11 protein-coding genes and 1 tRNA gene are annotated in these 15186 nt (G+C 64.6%); 3 read left to right on the forward strand and 9 right to left on the reverse strand.

From position 1 onward, the window contains the following. Positions 1-11: 11 nt before the first annotated feature. The 6 genes from hemZ to recJ all read right to left on the reverse strand — a co-directional run bounded on the left by hemZ (position 12) and on the right by recJ (position 7848). Positions 12-1481 carry a coproporphyrinogen dehydrogenase HemZ gene (gene hemZ, locus KFE19_10220; protein ID QUO36801.1) on the reverse strand — a complete coding sequence of 490 codons (1470 nt, stop codon included), beginning with the start codon at positions 1479-1481 and terminating at the stop codon, positions 12-14. Then, entirely contained in the window at positions 1478-2101 is a 624-nt protein-coding gene (locus KFE19_10225; protein QUO36802.1) for an MBL fold metallo-hydrolase, read from the reverse strand. Before KFE19_10225 ends, hemZ begins: the two co-directional genes overlap by 4 nt. A gap of 15 nt (positions 2102-2116) precedes the next feature. Beyond that, positions 2117-2512 (reverse strand): hypothetical protein, encoded by a 396-nt coding sequence (locus KFE19_10230; protein QUO36803.1) that lies wholly within the window; start codon positions 2510-2512, stop codon positions 2117-2119. Between the two features lie 21 nt (positions 2513-2533). Then, positions 2534-2977 (reverse strand): D-tyrosyl-tRNA(Tyr) deacylase, encoded by a 444-nt coding sequence (gene dtd, locus KFE19_10235; GenBank protein ID QUO36804.1) that lies wholly within the window; start codon positions 2975-2977, stop codon positions 2534-2536. Between the two features lie 570 nt (positions 2978-3547). Continuing rightward, positions 3548-5755 (reverse strand): bifunctional (p)ppGpp synthetase/guanosine-3',5'-bis(diphosphate) 3'-pyrophosphohydrolase, encoded by a 2208-nt coding sequence (locus KFE19_10240; GenBank protein QUO36805.1) that lies wholly within the window; start codon positions 5753-5755, stop codon positions 3548-3550. Then, positions 5755-7848 carry a single-stranded-DNA-specific exonuclease RecJ gene (gene recJ / locus KFE19_10245; protein ID QUO36806.1) on the reverse strand — a complete coding sequence of 698 codons (2094 nt, stop codon included), beginning with the start codon at positions 7846-7848 and terminating at the stop codon, positions 5755-5757. Before recJ ends, KFE19_10240 begins: the two co-directional genes overlap by 1 nt. A gap of 291 nt (positions 7849-8139) precedes the next feature. Here recJ and KFE19_10250 point away from each other — a divergent pair, with 291 nt between their 5' ends. Then, on the forward strand, positions 8140-9666 hold the full coding sequence (locus tag KFE19_10250) for an S-layer homology domain-containing protein (protein QUO36807.1): 1527 nt from the start codon (positions 8140-8142) through the stop codon (positions 9664-9666). Positions 9667-9742: 76 nt separating this feature from the next. On the opposite strand, the gene KFE19_10255 is transcribed toward KFE19_10250, so the two are convergent. Together KFE19_10255 and KFE19_10260 are read right to left on the reverse strand one after the other, a co-directional pair. Beyond that, a complete protein-coding gene (locus tag KFE19_10255; protein QUO36808.1) occupies positions 9743-10153 on the reverse strand; it encodes a hypothetical protein in 411 nt (136 codons plus the stop codon). A gap of 223 nt (positions 10154-10376) precedes the next feature. Next, the gene (locus KFE19_10260) at positions 10377-11498 is read right to left on the reverse strand and encodes a D-alanyl-D-alanine carboxypeptidase (GenBank protein ID QUO36809.1); all 1122 of its coding nucleotides are present in this window, start codon (positions 11496-11498) and stop codon (positions 10377-10379) included. Positions 11499-11613: 115 nt separating this feature from the next. Between KFE19_10260 and KFE19_10265 the strand changes: the two genes are divergently transcribed. Together KFE19_10265 and KFE19_10270 are read left to right on the forward strand one after the other, a co-directional pair. After that, a tRNA-Gly gene (locus tag KFE19_10265) sits at positions 11614-11687 on the forward strand. Positions 11688-11935: 248 nt separating this feature from the next. After that, complete coding sequence (locus KFE19_10270) at positions 11936-12169, forward strand: hypothetical protein (GenBank protein QUO36810.1); 234 nt, start codon at positions 11936-11938, stop codon at positions 12167-12169. Positions 12170-12271: 102 nt separating this feature from the next. Here the strand turns inward: KFE19_10270 and KFE19_10275 are convergent, their stop codons facing one another. Further along, complete coding sequence (locus KFE19_10275; protein ID QUO36811.1) at positions 12272-15085, reverse strand: S-layer homology domain-containing protein; 2814 nt, start codon at positions 15083-15085, stop codon at positions 12272-12274. Positions 15086-15186 lie beyond the last annotated feature (101 nt).

The raw sequence follows: 15186 nt of genomic DNA on the forward strand, positions 1-15186 counted from the left end.
GCGCGCTCCTTTCACAGCTGGTCGTAGAAGGCGGCAAAGGCCTCCAGGTTGGCGAGGGCCTTTTCCGGCCGCTCCGTATACTCCTTGGGATATTTCAGGTTGAACACCCGCTGGATGCGGTTGGCGCCGGGCACCACCATTTTCGTGGAGCCCCCGGCGCCGAAGGACAAGATGGAGCACAGCTCCGACATGATATACACGTTGTACCAGCACACGCCGCCGGGGCGGGTCCAGCCGATGTTCTCAAAGCTGCCGGACATGTACTTCTGCCGGTAGAGGTAGTAGGGCCCGTAGCCCGCGCCCCGGAGGGCGCCCTCTGCGAAGCCCAGCATGGCGGCCACCGCTTCGGCCTCCGGCACCGCCAGGCCCTCCGTCAGAATGCGGCTGCCCTTTTTCAGCGCCAGGGTGTGGACGGTGATGTTGTCGGTGCCGAAGTCCAGGCACCGCTCCAGGGACCGGTGGAAGCCCGCCTCCGTGTCCTCGGGCAGTCCTGCGATCAGGTCCATGTTCACGTGGGGGAAGCCGTATTTGGCCACCAGGGCCATGGTGTCCTCGATCTCGGCGGCGCTGTGGCGGCGGCCGATGGCGCGCAGCACGTGGTCCTCCATGGTCTGGGGGTTCACGGACACCCGGGTGACGCCGTGGCGCTTCAATACCTCCAGCTTCTCGGCGGTGATGGTGTCGGGGCGGCCGGCCTCCACGGTGATCTCGCTGCACCAGCGGGTGTCGAAGGCGGTCTCAAAGGCCGTCAGCACCCGGTCCATCTGCTCCGCGGTCAGGGTGGTGGGGGTGCCGCCGCCCATGTAGAAGGCCCGGACCCGCAGGTCCTGCTCCCGGGCCATGGCGCCGCCGGCGCGGATTTCATCCACCAGGGTGTCCACATAGGGCGGCACCAGGGAAAAACTCTTTTCCACCGACTGGCTCACGAAGGAGCAGTAGGCGCAGCGGGTGGGACAGAAGGGGATGCCCACGTACACGGCGATGTCCCGCTCCCCCAGCCCCGCCGCGGCCTGAGCCGCCACGGAGCCGGTCTCCACCGCCAGGGCCGCCCGCTCCGGCGTGACGAAATACTCGTTCTCCAGGAACGCCTGAGCCTCCCGGGGCGTCTTTCCCTGCTCCAGGGCCCAGGTGACGGGCTTGTCGGGCCGGACGCCGGTCAGCATCCCCCAGGGCAGATCAGGCAGCCCCATCTCCCGCCGGGCCAGGTAGAAGCAGGCGCCCACGGCGTGGCGCCGCTGGCCCTCCCGGTCGAAGTCCGTGCCGGAGAGGGGGGCGCCGTAGGTGTAGACGCCGCTTTGACCGTGGAAAAAGAGATCGGTGGTCACCACCAGGTAGTCCCCCGCCTCGTCGCAGGTGATTTTTGCCCAGGCGCCGTCGCCGGGGACGATGGGCTCGTAGACGGGCAGCTCACCGGGAAAGAGGTTCATGAGGCTCTGCTCCACCACGTAGCGCTCGTCGTGGCCGTGAAATTCCAGCTTCATGGGCGGTCCCCCGCCAGGGCCTGGAGCATAAAGGGATTGCTCCGCCGCTCCCGGTCCAGAGTGGAGGACTCCATGTGCCCGGGATACACCGCCGGGTTCCCGCCCAGGGCGCCCAGCCGCGCCAGAGAGCGGAGGATCTTCCGGGAGGAGCCGCCGGGGAAGTCCGTCCGGCCGCAGGAGCCGGCGAAGAGGGTGTCCCCGCAGAAGAGGACCTCGCCGCAGCGCAGGGTCACGGACCCCTCGGAGTGGCCGGGGGTGGCCAGGACCTCCACCGTCAGGCCGCCCACGGAGAGGGTGTCCCCCTCGTCGTAGTCCGCGGCCTTGGGCACAGGCGGGAACAGCTGGGCCATGTAGGGATCGCCGTCATAGCGGTCCCGGCGGTTGAGATAGACGGGGATCTCCGGCCAGAGCTGCCGCAGCTCCGCCACGGCGCCGGTGTGGTCGTAGTGGCCGTGGGTCAGGAGAATGGAACAGGGGGTGCAGCCGGTCTCCTTCACGGCAGCGGCCACCGCCTCTGCGTCCCCGCCGGGATCGATAACGGCGCAGACCTTGGCCGCTTCGTCGCAGAGAATGTAGCAGTTGGTGCCGATGGGGCCCACGCAAAGCGTTTTGATCTTCATGGTATCACCTCACGGTCAGTCCTGCCCGAGGGCGTCGGACAGGTCGGAAAAGCCGGGGAAATCGGTCCCCTTCTGCCGGTATACAGTCTCGAACGCGGCGCGGACCGCCTCGGAGGAGTTTACCTCCCGCTGCCGCAGCACCGGTCCCTCCGGATCGGGATAGCCGCACTCCAGCAGATACCGGCCCTCCGGGGTCGCGGTACACTGGAGGAACCCCGCCTCCCGGGGGTCGTTGGGATCCATCCGCTCCAGAGCCACGTAGCTGTCCCGGTCCGGGCGCAGCCGGTCCAGGCCCCGCAGCAGGTCCGGCCAGTCAAAGTCGGCGGCGGGCATCCCGTCCACCGTCAGCGTCCAGTACCAGTTCAGGCCCGCGGGCCGGGCGGGTGGATTCTTTTTGTGGAAAAACAGCATGGGCAAGCACCTCCCGCTCCGTCAGCGCTGATCGGTGTCAAAGAGGATGGTCACAGGGCCGTCGTTGCAGGAGTCCACCTGCATGTCGGCGCCGAATTCCCCATGCTGCACCTCGAAGCCCCGCTGGCGGCAGCAGGTCATGAAGTGCTCATAGAGGGGGACGGCCAGGTCCGGCTTGGCGGCGCCGGAGAAGCCGGGCCGGCGGGAGGAGGTGTCAGCGTAGAGGGTGAACTGGCTTACCACCAGCAGCGCCCCGCCCGCCTGCTCCAGGCTCAAATTCATCTTGCCGTTCTCATCCTCAAAGACCCGCAGGTTGCAGATCTTCTCGGCCAGCTTCCGGGCGGTCTCCTCGCTGTCCTGGGGACCCACCCCCAGCAGCACCAGGAAGCCCCGGCCGATCCGGCCGGAGACCTCTCCGCCGATGGTCACGGATGCCCGGGACACCCGGGTCACGACTGCGCGCATGGGCGGCACTCCTTTCAAAGGTAAAGTAGCAAAGCCCCTCTAAAAAAAGCGGAAGGGGGCCAGCGAAAAAGAGGAAAAGGCCTAGGAAAAAAGAAAAGGTCTGGGGAAAAAGAGGTAAGGGGCTAGGGAAAACCTAAGGTTTTCCCGGTTGATTTGCCGCAGGCAAATCAACCATTTCCAATCATTTTCGGCAGGACACCCTCCAGAGGGGCCTCTCTTGCCCCTGCGGGGCAATTCACCTTCTGTGTTTGCCGAAAATTCCCCGACCTGTGCGCCCTTGGGGCGCACACACCAGTGAGCGGCACCGGGGCCTCCGCCAAAGTCGCAAAGCGGCTTTGGCGGGGAGAGGAAGAACAAGCGGAGCGGGGTGAGGCCTCGCTTCCAGCGGGGCCGAAGAAAGCGCAGCTTGTTCTGACGAGGTGGTAGGGGAGTTCGAGGAGAAAGCGGCGAAGCGCCGCCTGCGGCGGATGCAGCAAGCCGCTTTCGAGGCAGCGGCGCGATTGGCGGCCCCAGCGGGGCCGGGAATCGCAATGCCGCAACGGTGCCAGCCTGCTCCCCCTCGAGGGGGGGTCATCCCGCGGGCCGGTTCACCTTCAACACGCCGGAGATCTGGTTGAGCTTGTTCATGACCGTCAGCAGCTGGGAGTTGTCCCGAATCTTGATCTCCAGGTGGATCATGGCGAAGTTGTCCTCGGTGCTGCGGGAGTTGAGCGCCGTGACGCTGGTGTTGGTGGTGGACAGGGCTGCGGAGATGTCCAGCAGCAGGTTCCGCCGGTCCTTGCAGATGACCTCCAGAGAGGTGGGATAGCTGTCCAGGGTGTCGGCACCCCAGGAGACCTTGATCCACCGGCCCTCCTGGCCGGGGGCGGAGCGCCGCTCCGGCGAGGCGTTGGGGCAGTCGCACCGGTGGACGGACACGCCGTAGCCCCGGGTGATGAAGCCGATGATCTCGTCGCCGGGGACCGGGGTGCAGCACTTGGAGAACTTGACCAGGCAGTTGTCCAGGCCCTCCACCACGATGCCCTGCTCGCTCTTGACCCGCTTGGGCACCGCGGGCCGGGTCTGGTCGGGCTTGCCCTCCAGGGCCACGGTGGCCTGCTTTTCCACCTGGTGCTGCTTGGCGATCCGCTGCAGCTCCCCGTGCATCCGGCTCACGGCCTTCTGAGCGGTAAAGCCGCCGTAGCCGATGGCGGCGTACATATCGTCCAGGGAGCCATAGGCCACCTTTTTCAAAAGGCCCGGCAGGTTCTCCGGATCCAGCACATCCTTCATGGGGATGCCGCAGTGCTTGAGCTCGGCCTCGAAGGCGGAGCGGCCGTTGGCGATGTTCTCCTCCTTCTTCTCCTTCTTGAACCACTGGCGGATCTTGCTGCGGGCCTCGCTGGACTTGGCGATCTTCATCCAGTCCCGGCTGGGGCCCTTGGCGGACTTGGAGGTCATGATCTCCACGATGTCGCCGTTTTTGAGCACATGGTCAAAGGTGACGATGCGGCCGTTGACCTTGGCGCCCACCATGTGGTTGCCCACGGCGGAGTGGATGGCGTAGGCGAAGTCGATGGGGGTGGCGCCGGCGGGCAGGTTCTGCACGTCGCCGTTGGGGGTGAACACGAACACCTCGTCGGCAAACATATCCACCTTCAGAGAGTGGATATAGTCCTCGGCGTCCGCGCCCTCCTGGTTTTCCAGCAGGCGGCGGACCCACTCGTAGCGGCCCTCGGTGCCGGCGCCCTGGCCCCCCTGCTTGTATTTCCAGTGGGCGGCCACGCCGTACTCGGCGATCTCGTGCATCTCCCGGGTGCGGATCTGCACCTCGAAGGGGATGCCGTCGGTGCCCATGACGGTGGTGTGCAGGGACTGGTAGCCGTTGGGCTTGGGGGTGCCGATATAGTCCTTAAACCGGCCCAGGATGGGCTTGTAGATGTCGTGGATCACGCCCAGGACGTTGTAGCAGTCGCCCACGTTCTCCACGATCACCCGGAAGGCGAACAGGTCGAAGATCTCGTCCAGGGACTTGTTCTGGTTGAACATCTTGCGGTAGATGGAATAGGGGTGCTTCATGCGGCCGTAGACGATGTGTCCGATGCCCAGCTCCGTCAGCCGGTCGTCGATCTGGATCTGGGTGCGCTGCATGAAGGCCTCGTATTCCTGGTGCTTCGCATCCAGCTTGGAGACGATCTCCTGGTAGCCGATGGGGTCCAGGTATTTCAGCGACAGGTCCTCCAGCTCCCACTTGATCCGCTGCATGCCCAGCCGGTGGGAGATGGGGGCGTAGATCTCCATGGTCTCCAGGGACTTCTGCTTCTGCTTGGCGGGAGACTGATACTCCATGGTCCGCATGTTGTGGAGCCGGTCGGAGATCTTGATGAGGATCACCCGGATGTCCTTGCTCATGGCGATGAGCATTTTCCGCAGGTTCTCCATCTGCTCGTCTTCCTTGGTGGCGTACTGGATCCGGGTCAGTTTGCTGACGCCTTCCACCAGGTCGGCGATGGTGGGGGAAAAGAGCTTGCTGATCTGCTCGTGGGTGGCGGCGGTGTCCTCGATGACATCGTGGAGCAGGGCGGCCATAATGGACTCGGAGTCCAGCTTCAGCTCCTCCGCCACGATCTGGGCCACCGCCAGGGGGTGGATGATATAGGGCTCGCCGCTCTTGCGCTTCTGGCCCTCGTGGGCCTTTTCCGCAAATTCAAAGGCGGCGCGGATCTGGTCAAAGTCGGCGGCGGGATTGTAGCCCCGCACGGTCTTTTCCAGGTTTTCGTACTGTTCCTGAATGGTCATCAGCGGTCACCTCTCGATTCCCCGGCAGCTGGCCGCAGCCGGGAGAGATAGGGGCAGGCGAACAGGTCCACCTTCCCCTGGGTGGGGATCAGACAAAGCTGTATCCGGTCCCCCTCCCGGTTCAGGGAGATCAGCCCCCGCTCGTGGAACACGGCCAGGGCCAGGGCGGAGCGGAGAAAGCTCTCACAGCCGCCGGAGAGCACCGACAGCCGCCGCAGGAAGGGCAGGGTGTTCTCCTCCGCCTTTCCGTGGCGCAGCTGCCGCTCCAGAGCGGTCCAGCAGGCGGCGAACTGGCCCCGGGAGGCCCGGAGCCGGGCCATCTCCTGGGCGGAGAGGCCCCTGCCCGCCACCAGGCGATCGATCAGCTCCAGATCCGCCGCCTCGTGGCGGCTGGGGGTCAGGGAGGGGCGCAGGTCGATCAGCTGCAATTGCAGCGTGGTGGCGCCCCGGAAGGTATTGGCCTGGAGGTAGAAGGCGGCGTCCACCCGCATCCCGGCGATGACGCCGCACTCCTGCTCCGTCATGGAGAAGAAGATGGCGTCGAACCGGGCGGAGCCCTTGGACAGGCGCAGCTTCAGATGCTTGCCCTGGCCCACGCTCTGGATGGCGTCCACCGTGGCGCCCAGCAGGGCGAACACGGGGCGGGGGTTGCCGGCGCCGTAGGGCTCCAGCTGGTCCAGCTGCTCCACCTCCGGCAGCGTCACGGCGCCGGGGACGGTGATGGCGGCGTCCACGTCCAGGGCGGCCACCGGCCGCTCCCCGCCGGAGACGGAGCGGACATAGCGGTTCATACGGGTACGGAAGGCGTCGATGTTGCCCTCCTGGATGGTGAAGCCCGCGGCCAGCTCGTGGCCGCCGAAGCCCTCCAGCAGATCGGAGCAGGCCTCCAGGGCGGCAAAGAGGTTAAACCCGCCGTAGGAGCGGCAGGAGCCCTTGCCGGTGCCGTCCCGCAGGTGGATCATGAAGCTGGGGCAGGCGTATTTCTCGCTGAGGCGGGAGGCCACGATCCCCACCACCCCCTGGTGCCAGCGCTCGCTGGAGAGCACCAGGGCGCTGCGCTCGTCGCCGGGCAGGCGGGCGATCTTCTCCACGGCGTCGGCGCAGATGGCCTGTTCCACCATCTGCCGCTCCCGGTTGAGCTGACACAGCTGCCGGGCCAGGGCCTCCGCCCGGGCGGGGTCGTCGGTCTCCAGCAGGTCGGCGGCCAGATCCGCCGCGCCCATGCGGCCGGCGGCGTTGATCCGGGGCGAGAGCACGAAGCCGATCTGGATGGAGGAGATGGGCTTGCCGGCCAGGCCCGCCTCCCGCAGCAGGGCGTGAATGCCCACAAAGTCCGTGTGGGGCAGGGCCTCCAGCCCGCAGGAGACGATGGTCCGGTTCTCCCCCTCCATGCGCATCACGTCGGCGATGGTGCCGATGGCGGCCAGGGTGCAGTACCGGGCGAAGAGAGCCTCCTCCCGGCTGCGCCCCCCCAGGGCCAGCACCAGCTTCAGCGCCACGCCCACGCCGGCCAGATGCTTGAATGGATAGGGGCAGTCCGGCCGGTGGGGGTCCACCACCGCGGCGGCGGCGGGCAGCTCGGACTTGCACTCGTGGTGGTCCGTCACCACCACGTCCATGCCCAACGAGGCGGCGAAGGCCACCTCCTCGTTGCCGGTGATGCCGCAGTCCACGGTGATCATCAGCGTGGCCCCCTGGTTGCGCAGGGACTGGATGGCGTCGCGGCTGAGGCCGTAGCCGTCCTCCACCCGGCGGGGGATATAGCGCAGGCACCGGGCGCCGCAGCGGCGCAGGTAGTCCATCAGCAGCACTGTGGAGGTAATGCCGTCCACGTCGTAGTCGCCGAACACGGCGATGGTCTCCCCCTGGTTCAGCGCCCGCTGGATCCGGTCCACGGCCTTGTCCATGTCCCGCATCAGCATGGGGGACAGGGACAGGCTCCGCTCCCGCTCCAGGGCCTCGGCGGCGTCCTCCGCCGTCACCACGCCCCGGGCTGCCAGCACGGTGGAGAGCAGATAGGGGTATCCGGCGGCGCGCAGCCGCTCCACATCCCGCTCCGCCGGGGCGCCGATGTTCCACTTTTTGAATTTCATGGGCGCCCTCCTCCCTTCTGCGGCCGGACAGCCATAATAAGCCATAATAACTAAACTATTATAGCAGGGCCGGGGGAAAAGGTAAAGAAAAATTCTCCTTCTTTCAGGGCGGAGCGGCCTTTGCGGCGGGATTCGACGGGGATAATTTGACGCGAAAGGGGAATTCTGGTACAATAGCCGCTGTGTATCGGCCTCTGCGGCGCCGTCTATGACGGATTTTACCCCAAACGGGCCGAAAACACCCCTGAAAAAAGACATGAAACGGACGATAAAGGAGCAAGTGAAACAGATATGAAACGACAGTTGAAACGCCTGTGTTCCTGTGCCCTGCTGTGCGCCCTGCTGCTGACGGTGCTGCCCGCCCCCGCGGCGGCCGCCTCCACCGGCTTTTCCGATGTGCCCGCCTCCCACTGGGCGGCGGAGGAGATTCGCCGGGCGGTGGATCTGGGGCTGTTCCAGGGGGAGAGCTCCGGCCGCTTCGGCCTGGGCAAGCCCATGACCCGCGCCGCCTTTGTGGTGGTGCTGTGCCGCTTCTTCGAGTGGGAGATCGTCAAGCCCCAGACGGGCTCCTACACCGACAACCAGGATCCCTCGGCCTGGTACTACGGCGCCGTGGAGACCGCCTACGCCCACGGGGCCATCACCGGCCAGACGGACACCTTCCGCCCCAATGACGCCGTCACCCGGGAGGAGATCGCCGTCATGCTGATCCGTGCCCTGGGGTACAGTTCCCTGGCAGGGCTGTCCCAGGAGCAGGCCATGCCCTTCACGGACGTGCGGACCAACACCGGCTATATTGCCATGGCCTACACCCTGGGCCTGGTCAGCGGCACTTCCAAGACCGCCTTCTCCCCCGACAAGGCGGCCACCCGGGAGCAGGCGGCGGTGATGCTGATGCGGCTGTATGACAAGTGCCACGCCGACGCCCCCATCCGGAGCGGCATCCTGGCTCCCGGCGAGGACGAGGCCGTCCTGACCGGCTGCGCCGCGGCGGCGGTGGCTGCCTACAAGCTGATCTACGCCGGGGAGATCCGGCTGGTGGAGACCACTCCGGCGGAGGAGGCCGCCGCCCTGCGGGCCCAGGCGGAAGAGGCCGGAGTCCAGCCGCTGCTGTATGTCTCCGGCACCGCCTCCTCAGTCCGGGGAGACGCAGACACCACCGCCGCGCTGCTGCGCCAGGCGGTGGACGCCGGGGATTACGCAGGGCTGTTCCTGGATGTGACGGGCCTGACCGGCACGGACAAAAAGGACTTCTCCGCTCTGGCCCGGGCCCTGGACGAGGCTATGGAGGGCAAGCTGCTGTACCTGACGGCGGAGGCGCCGGTCCAGGGCGGCAGGGCCAACGGCTATGACTACGCCGTTCTGGGGACCGCGGCGGATACGCTGGTGGTCCGGGTGGCGGCGGGCGAGGACAGCGCCGACGGCTTCCCCGTGGCGCCGCCGGAGCCCATGGAGGCGGTCTATTACGCCCTGGCCCAGATCAAGAGCCTGGTGGACCCCGGCAAGCTGAGCCTGATGCTGACTACCACCGGCACCTCCTGGCTCCAGAAGCGACTGGAGGGGACGCTGACCGCGGCCCAGATCCAGACTCTGCGCAAGTCCATTTTCACGGAGACGTACTATTCCGGCCGGTACGCCTGCTCCTACCTGACGGACGCCTCCGCCTCCGCGGAGCGGGTGGTGTGGTACCTGGACCAGGAGTCCGTGGCCCAGCGGGTCCTGATGGCGGCCTTTTTCGGCGTGGGCCAGGTGTGTTTGAGCGATCTGCGCTCCGTGGCCGATTACGAGGGCTACTCCGTTCTGGAGGCCCTGTCCTGAGAGAAAAAAGAACCGCTCCCGGTATACGGGAGCGGTTCTTTTTTTCTGAAAAATACCTCCGGTGAGGCGGACGGATTTACAGATACTTCTGCATGCCGTCGGTGGCGGAGGAGATGTCGGCGCTGATGGTGACGGTGAACTTGATGTTGTTGCGCTCGCCGAACACATCCAGCCAGTGGAGGAAGTCCTCGGTCTCCTTCCCCACGTCCTGCCCGATGGTCTTGCACAGATTGTCGATAAACACGTGAGAGATGTCGTAGTTGCCAGCGTACAGGCCGCTGATAAAGCCGCGGAACAGATCGTAGTTGTTCAGCTTATATTCCTGCGCGTCGATCAGGCGGATGTGGTAGTGGATGTCATAGGTCATATTGCGGTTGGCCTCGATGCAAACCACGTTGCCGGGTTCATCCTTCGCCGCGTTGTTGATCAGTTCAATGAGCTGCTTGGTCTTGCCGGAGCCCTTCACGCCCATAATCAATCTGACCATATCAAATCACTCCTGTCAATTAGAATTGCCGGGGAAAAACGGTTGGCTGTTATGTTCAGCATAGCATAAGATCCGGTAAAATACAATGGAAAAACTGAAAGAAAAACTTTGTTCAGATTATCCATTGACGGTATTTCTGGAAATTCCTGCCGAAGATTCCGCTTCGCGGAAAAAGCGGCGCCCTTGGGCGCCGCTTGTCTTTACCGGGATCCGCCGCATTGGCTCAGGCGCTCAGCAGCGCCATGCGCAGCATCCGCAGCAGCATCTGGCCGAAGGTGATCCGCGGGACCGCCTCCCCGGCCACCAGGGGCAGCTGGGCGATGGTCTCCTCCCCGCAGGTAACGGTCATGGTGCCCAGGGGATCGCCCTCGGCCACCGGGGCCTCCACCGACTCCGCCAGCTCTACGGTCTGGGTCAGGCTGCCCGCCTGGGCCTTTTCCACCAGCAGCCGGTCCCCTGCTCCCAGCACCGGCTGGACGGTGGCCTGGGTCCCCAGGGACACCGGCACCGGCGCCAGGGGCGCCTGGGGCGCCGCGGAGGCCAGGGCGTAGGTGGCGAAGCCGTAGTTCAGCAGCGCCTGGGCGTCCTCGAAGCGCTGGGCGGAGGTGGAGCCCTTCATGATGACGGCGATCAGCTCCATGCCGTCCCGCTCCGCCGTGGCGGACAGGCAGTACAGCGCGCTGTCGGTGGAGCCGGTCTTGAGGCCCGTGGCCCCCTCGTAGAAGCGGATCAGGCGGTTGGTGTTCACCAGGGAGGACGCCCCGTCCCGGAGGGTGTCCATCCAGATGGTGGTGTACTGGCGGATGTCCGGGTGGTTGAGGATCAGCTCCCGGCTCATCAGGGCGATGTCGTGGGCGGAGGTGACGTGGCCCTCGGCGGGCAGGCCCGTGGCGTTTTTGAACACGGTGTCCGCCATGCCCAGCTCCGCCGCCCGCTGGTTCATCCGGTCCACAAAAGCCTCCTCGCTGCCGGCCACGGCCTCCGCCAGGGCCACGGCGCAGTCGTTGGCGGAGACCACGCACACCGCCTTGAGCATATCGGACACGCTCATCTGCTCGTTCTCCTCCAGCCAGATCTGGCTGCCGCCCATGGAGCAGGCGTGGGCGGAGGCGGTGACCATGTCGTCGTAATGAAGGGTCCCGGCGTCAATGGCCTCCATGGTCAGCAGCAGCGTCATCACCTTGGTGACGCTGGCGGGTTCCAGCTTGGCATGTTCGTCCTTGGCGAAGAGGACGGTGCCGGTCTCCTTCTCCATCAGCAGCGCCGAGGGCGCCTCCACCTCCAGAGCCCCGGCGCTGGTGGCCAGCACCGCCACCGCCCACAGCAGCGCGATCAATCGTTTCATGGTGATCCCCCTTTGCAGCGTTGCTATACTGTATGTCTCCGGGGGGACATTCATGCCGGGGCGGCAATTTTTCGGTTGCATTTTACAAAGGGGTGTGGTATCATACACTAGACCCGCGGCTGTAGTTCATCGGTAGAACGGCAGCTTCCCAAGCTGCATAGGTGGGTTCGACTCCCATCAGCCGCTCCAGAAAAAGGACACGACATCCGTCGTGTCCTTTTTTTCAACCCTGCCGCCCGGAGGCTGCGCCGGCTCTGACGGCCCGCCGAAGAGAAGCAACTATGCGGAACCTGTCAAAGTGCACAAAAAATAAGAGAGAACAAAACGGTGATATATTGACAACAGACAAGTGGACGGCCTATACTGGAGATGCAAAGAAGTGCTGAGACAGACACAATGGCCGGCTGCGGGCCGGTGCGCGGAAGGCGGTGCGAGACATGAGAGACAAGGCCAGACTGGAGGCGCTGTGGCTCCAGATCCTGTTCGGGCTGCTCCTGCTGGGCACAGCAAATGTTGTGTATTTCCGGATATACCATGAAGTGATGTGGATTTTGTACGACGTTGTGCTGTTCTGCGTGGTGCGGGTGCTGATCCGGATGGCGCAGAATCATGTGTATCAAAAGAAGGGCTTCGGACGGCCCTACGACGGGATCCGGGAATTCCTCATTTGACGGCAGGGACGCCGGTCCTGCCGGCGTGTGAGAGCGGATCCGCCTCAAGCATAAGAGAGCCAGGGCGCGCCTTGCGGCGCGCCCTGGCTGTTTTTCAGATGGTTACTTGCGGTACTGCTCCATCCGCCAGACAATGGCGGACAGCTGACCCCGGGTCAGGGTGTTGCCGGGCTTGTAGGTGCTGGTGCCGTTGTTGAAGTAGCCCTCCACGATGCCGGCGGCGTTCAGTGCCCGCACGGCGGGATCAGTGGTATCGGTAAAGGGCTGGACGCTGGTGAGGTTGGTGGTGTTGAGCTTCATGGCGCCGGTGGCGATCTGGGCCACCTGGAGCCGGGTAATGGGCTTGCTCAGGTCCACGTCGCTGCGGGTGATGATGCCCTCGGCCCGGGCCTTGGCCAGATAGCCGCTGAACACGTTGGCGTTCACCGGCGCCTGCTCGGGATACCCGGCGGCCAGCATGATCAGCTTCAGCGCTGCGCCGTAGGTGACGGTGCTGTCAGGCTTGAAGGAGCCGTCGGCATAGCCGTCGATGACATTGGCGTCGCTGAGCTCCACCACATACTTGTAGCACCAGGTGGAGGAGGACACGTCCTTGAAGGTTCTGGGATTATTGAGGACGCCCAGGGAGAACAGGCCCACGGCAAAGGCGGTGCCGCTGCTGTTGTAAGCCACATAGGGGATCTCCACAGAGCCGGTGAAGGTGCTGGCGGGCACAAAGCGCAGCTGGCTCATCCGCTGGGTGCCGGTGGAGTAGCCATAGAGGGTGTCGGTGGTGGCCCGGGTGGCCGTGCCGGTCCCCACATACACCGTGCCCTTGGAGGCGGCGGGCAGGCTCAGCAGCTGGATACTGCTGAGAGAGACGCCGGTGGCCGTGGACACCGCGCTGTAAATGGAACTGGCGGGGAAGGTCACGGAGTTGTTGCGCTGGGTCACGCCGTAGACCTCCGACACAGTGCTGGGGTTCACGCTGATCAGGATGGTGCCGGTGACAGAGCGGGCGTTGCTGCCGTAAGCGGTGAAGGGAATGGCGGCGCAGTAGTTGTAGCCGCTGGTGACGTACGTCAGCTCCGTCAGGGCATACTGGGCGGTGGAGGAGGGGCTGAAATACAGGACCTGGCTGTTATAGTTGGAGGAGGTCAGCTGCAAGGGGCTGGCGGTGCCGTACTTGCTGGCGCCGTAGTAATTGTAGTACAGGCTGCCGGTGGTGGGGACGCCGCCCAGAACCACGTATTGCAGGGTGTAGCCGGGATAGCTCTTGTTGAAATACCGGGCGATGTCGTAGGCGTTGATTTGGACTTTGGAGTTGTAGGTGGCGGCGTAGCGGATGTCGCCGGAGAGGTTGGCCTTGACCACCTCCGTGGGCTTGATGACCAGGGTGCCGTCCACATAGTACTGGGAGTTGTAAGAGGCCCGGAAGGGGATCTGGATCTCCTCGTCAAAGTCGCTGTCCGCTACCAGGGTCAGGCTGTCCAGCCGGTAGAGGCTGGAGTTGACATTGCCGTAGTAGAAGGTGTAGTTGCTGAGGTTGGAGCGAGTCAGAGTGGTCTGGCCCCAGCTGCCGTACAGGTAGTAGAGGGTGACGTCATTAAAGGCGGAGGGGGCAGGCAGGCCAAAGGTCACATACTGAAGGGAATAGCCGGGATAGGCCTTGCGGAAGAAGGACTCGAAATCCTCCTGGTCTAGCTTCAGCGTGCCGCCGGGGGCCAGCTCCTTGGAGATGCTGCCGCCGTTGCCGTTGTTGCTGACGGACAGCGTCAGCGTGCCGCTGGCGGTGCCGTTGCTGCCGTAGGCTGTGTAGGACAGGGACACGGAGCTCTCCCGGGCGTTGGTGTACGCCGCCAGGGTCAGATCAGACAGGGCGTAGCTGCCGTAGCCGGAATTGGAGACGTAGAAGCGGTAGCCGGTCAACTCATTGACAGAGAGGATCCGGTTGCCCAGATAAACGTAGCCCGTAAAGGAGGAGTATGCGTTGGAGCTGGTGCTGAACTCCACATAGTACAAAGTGCCCAGGCCATTGAGGAAGTCACTGGCGTTGAAGGATTTCACGCCGCCTGGCGTCACAGAGTAGGTAAAGGAGCTGCCGGAGGTGCCGTTCACAGAGTACACGGCGTAATAGGAATAGCTGCCGTTGGTGACAGGGATGCTGGAGGGCGTCACCAACTGCTGGTTGGTGTAGATATAGTCGCTGGTATAGGCGCGGGTCCAGCCCCGGAAGATGTAGGTCCTGCCGCCGGAGACGACGGTGGTGGGGATGGAGGGCACCGTGGGATAGCTGCCCATGGGTACGGACTGGGAGGTGGCACCGGAGAGGGTGTAGAACGTCACGGTGAACCGGGTGCCGGTGCCGGTGGTGAGGCCGCAGCGGTCGCACACGCCGTTGTTGTCAGCGTCGATATGACCCAGGGCAGCCAGCGTTGTTGTGTAGGGTGTGCTGCAGGTGGCGCAGGTGAAGGTCTGCTGCCCGGCGGTGGTGCAGGTGGGGCTGATGGTGACAGCGCCTGCCCCGTTGGGGGAGTGCTTCTGGGTCTCGGAGGTGCCGCAGGAGATGCAGGTGTGTGCGTGGTAGGTGTTGTCCCGGTAGCTGTATGGGCCGAACCGATGGCTGAGCTTGGAGATGGGCTGCTCATTGCGGTAGCCGCAGATACTGCAGGTCTGCACATTCAGACCCTGCTGAGTACAGGTCGCCTGCCGCTCGGGGACCCACGGCCCGAACTGGTGAAGCTGGGACTCCTTGGTGGAGCATGTGGTACAGGTGCGGGAGTGATACTCCGCCCCGTCCGCGACCCAGGAATCCAGATAGGTATGCTGGTGTCCCGGCTGTCCCGTCTCATCCGCCGCGGCCAGGGGCACTGCCCCCAGCATCAAAACCAGGGCCAGCAGCATGGCCGGCAGCCGTTTGTGGAAAAATCTCTTCATGATACTTCCCTCCATCGATCACGCGTAAGTGGCGTTATGGAAACCAAAAACTCTCTTCTTGTAACATATCGAAAAGCCCTGTGTAAATCATGAACAAATTG

This window comes from Dysosmobacter sp. Marseille-Q4140, assembly GCA_018228705.1.
In the GTDB taxonomy this organism is placed as follows: domain Bacteria; phylum Bacillota; class Clostridia; order Oscillospirales; family Oscillospiraceae; genus Oscillibacter.

Bases quoted from the DNA above. Each gene is read 5' to 3' on its own strand.
- dtd (QUO36804.1), bottom strand. From the start codon at position 2,977: ATGCGCGCAGTCGTGACCCGGGTGTCCCGGGCATCCGTGACCATCGGC.
- KFE19_10275 (QUO36811.1), bottom strand. From the start codon at position 15,085: ATGAAGAGATTTTTCCACAAACGGCTGCCGGCCATGCTGCTGGCCCTG.
- KFE19_10225 (QUO36802.1), bottom strand. From the start codon at position 2,101: ATGAAGATCAAAACGCTTTGCGTGGGCCCCATCGGCACCAACTGCTAC.
- KFE19_10230 (QUO36803.1), bottom strand. From the start codon at position 2,512: ATGCTGTTTTTCCACAAAAAGAATCCACCCGCCCGGCCCGCGGGCCTG.
- KFE19_10240 (QUO36805.1), bottom strand. From the start codon at position 5,755: ATGACCATTCAGGAACAGTACGAAAACCTGGAAAAGACCGTGCGGGGC.
- recJ (QUO36806.1), bottom strand. From the start codon at position 7,848: ATGAAATTCAAAAAGTGGAACATCGGCGCCCCGGCGGAGCGGGATGTG.
- KFE19_10250 (QUO36807.1), top strand. From the start codon at position 8,140: ATGAAACGACAGTTGAAACGCCTGTGTTCCTGTGCCCTGCTGTGCGCC.
- KFE19_10260 (QUO36809.1), bottom strand. From the start codon at position 11,498: ATGAAACGATTGATCGCGCTGCTGTGGGCGGTGGCGGTGCTGGCCACC.
- hemZ (QUO36801.1), bottom strand. From the start codon at position 1,481: ATGAAGCTGGAATTTCACGGCCACGACGAGCGCTACGTGGTGGAGCAG.
- KFE19_10255 (QUO36808.1), bottom strand. From the start codon at position 10,153: ATGGTCAGATTGATTATGGGCGTGAAGGGCTCCGGCAAGACCAAGCAG.
- KFE19_10270 (QUO36810.1), top strand. From the start codon at position 11,936: ATGAGAGACAAGGCCAGACTGGAGGCGCTGTGGCTCCAGATCCTGTTC.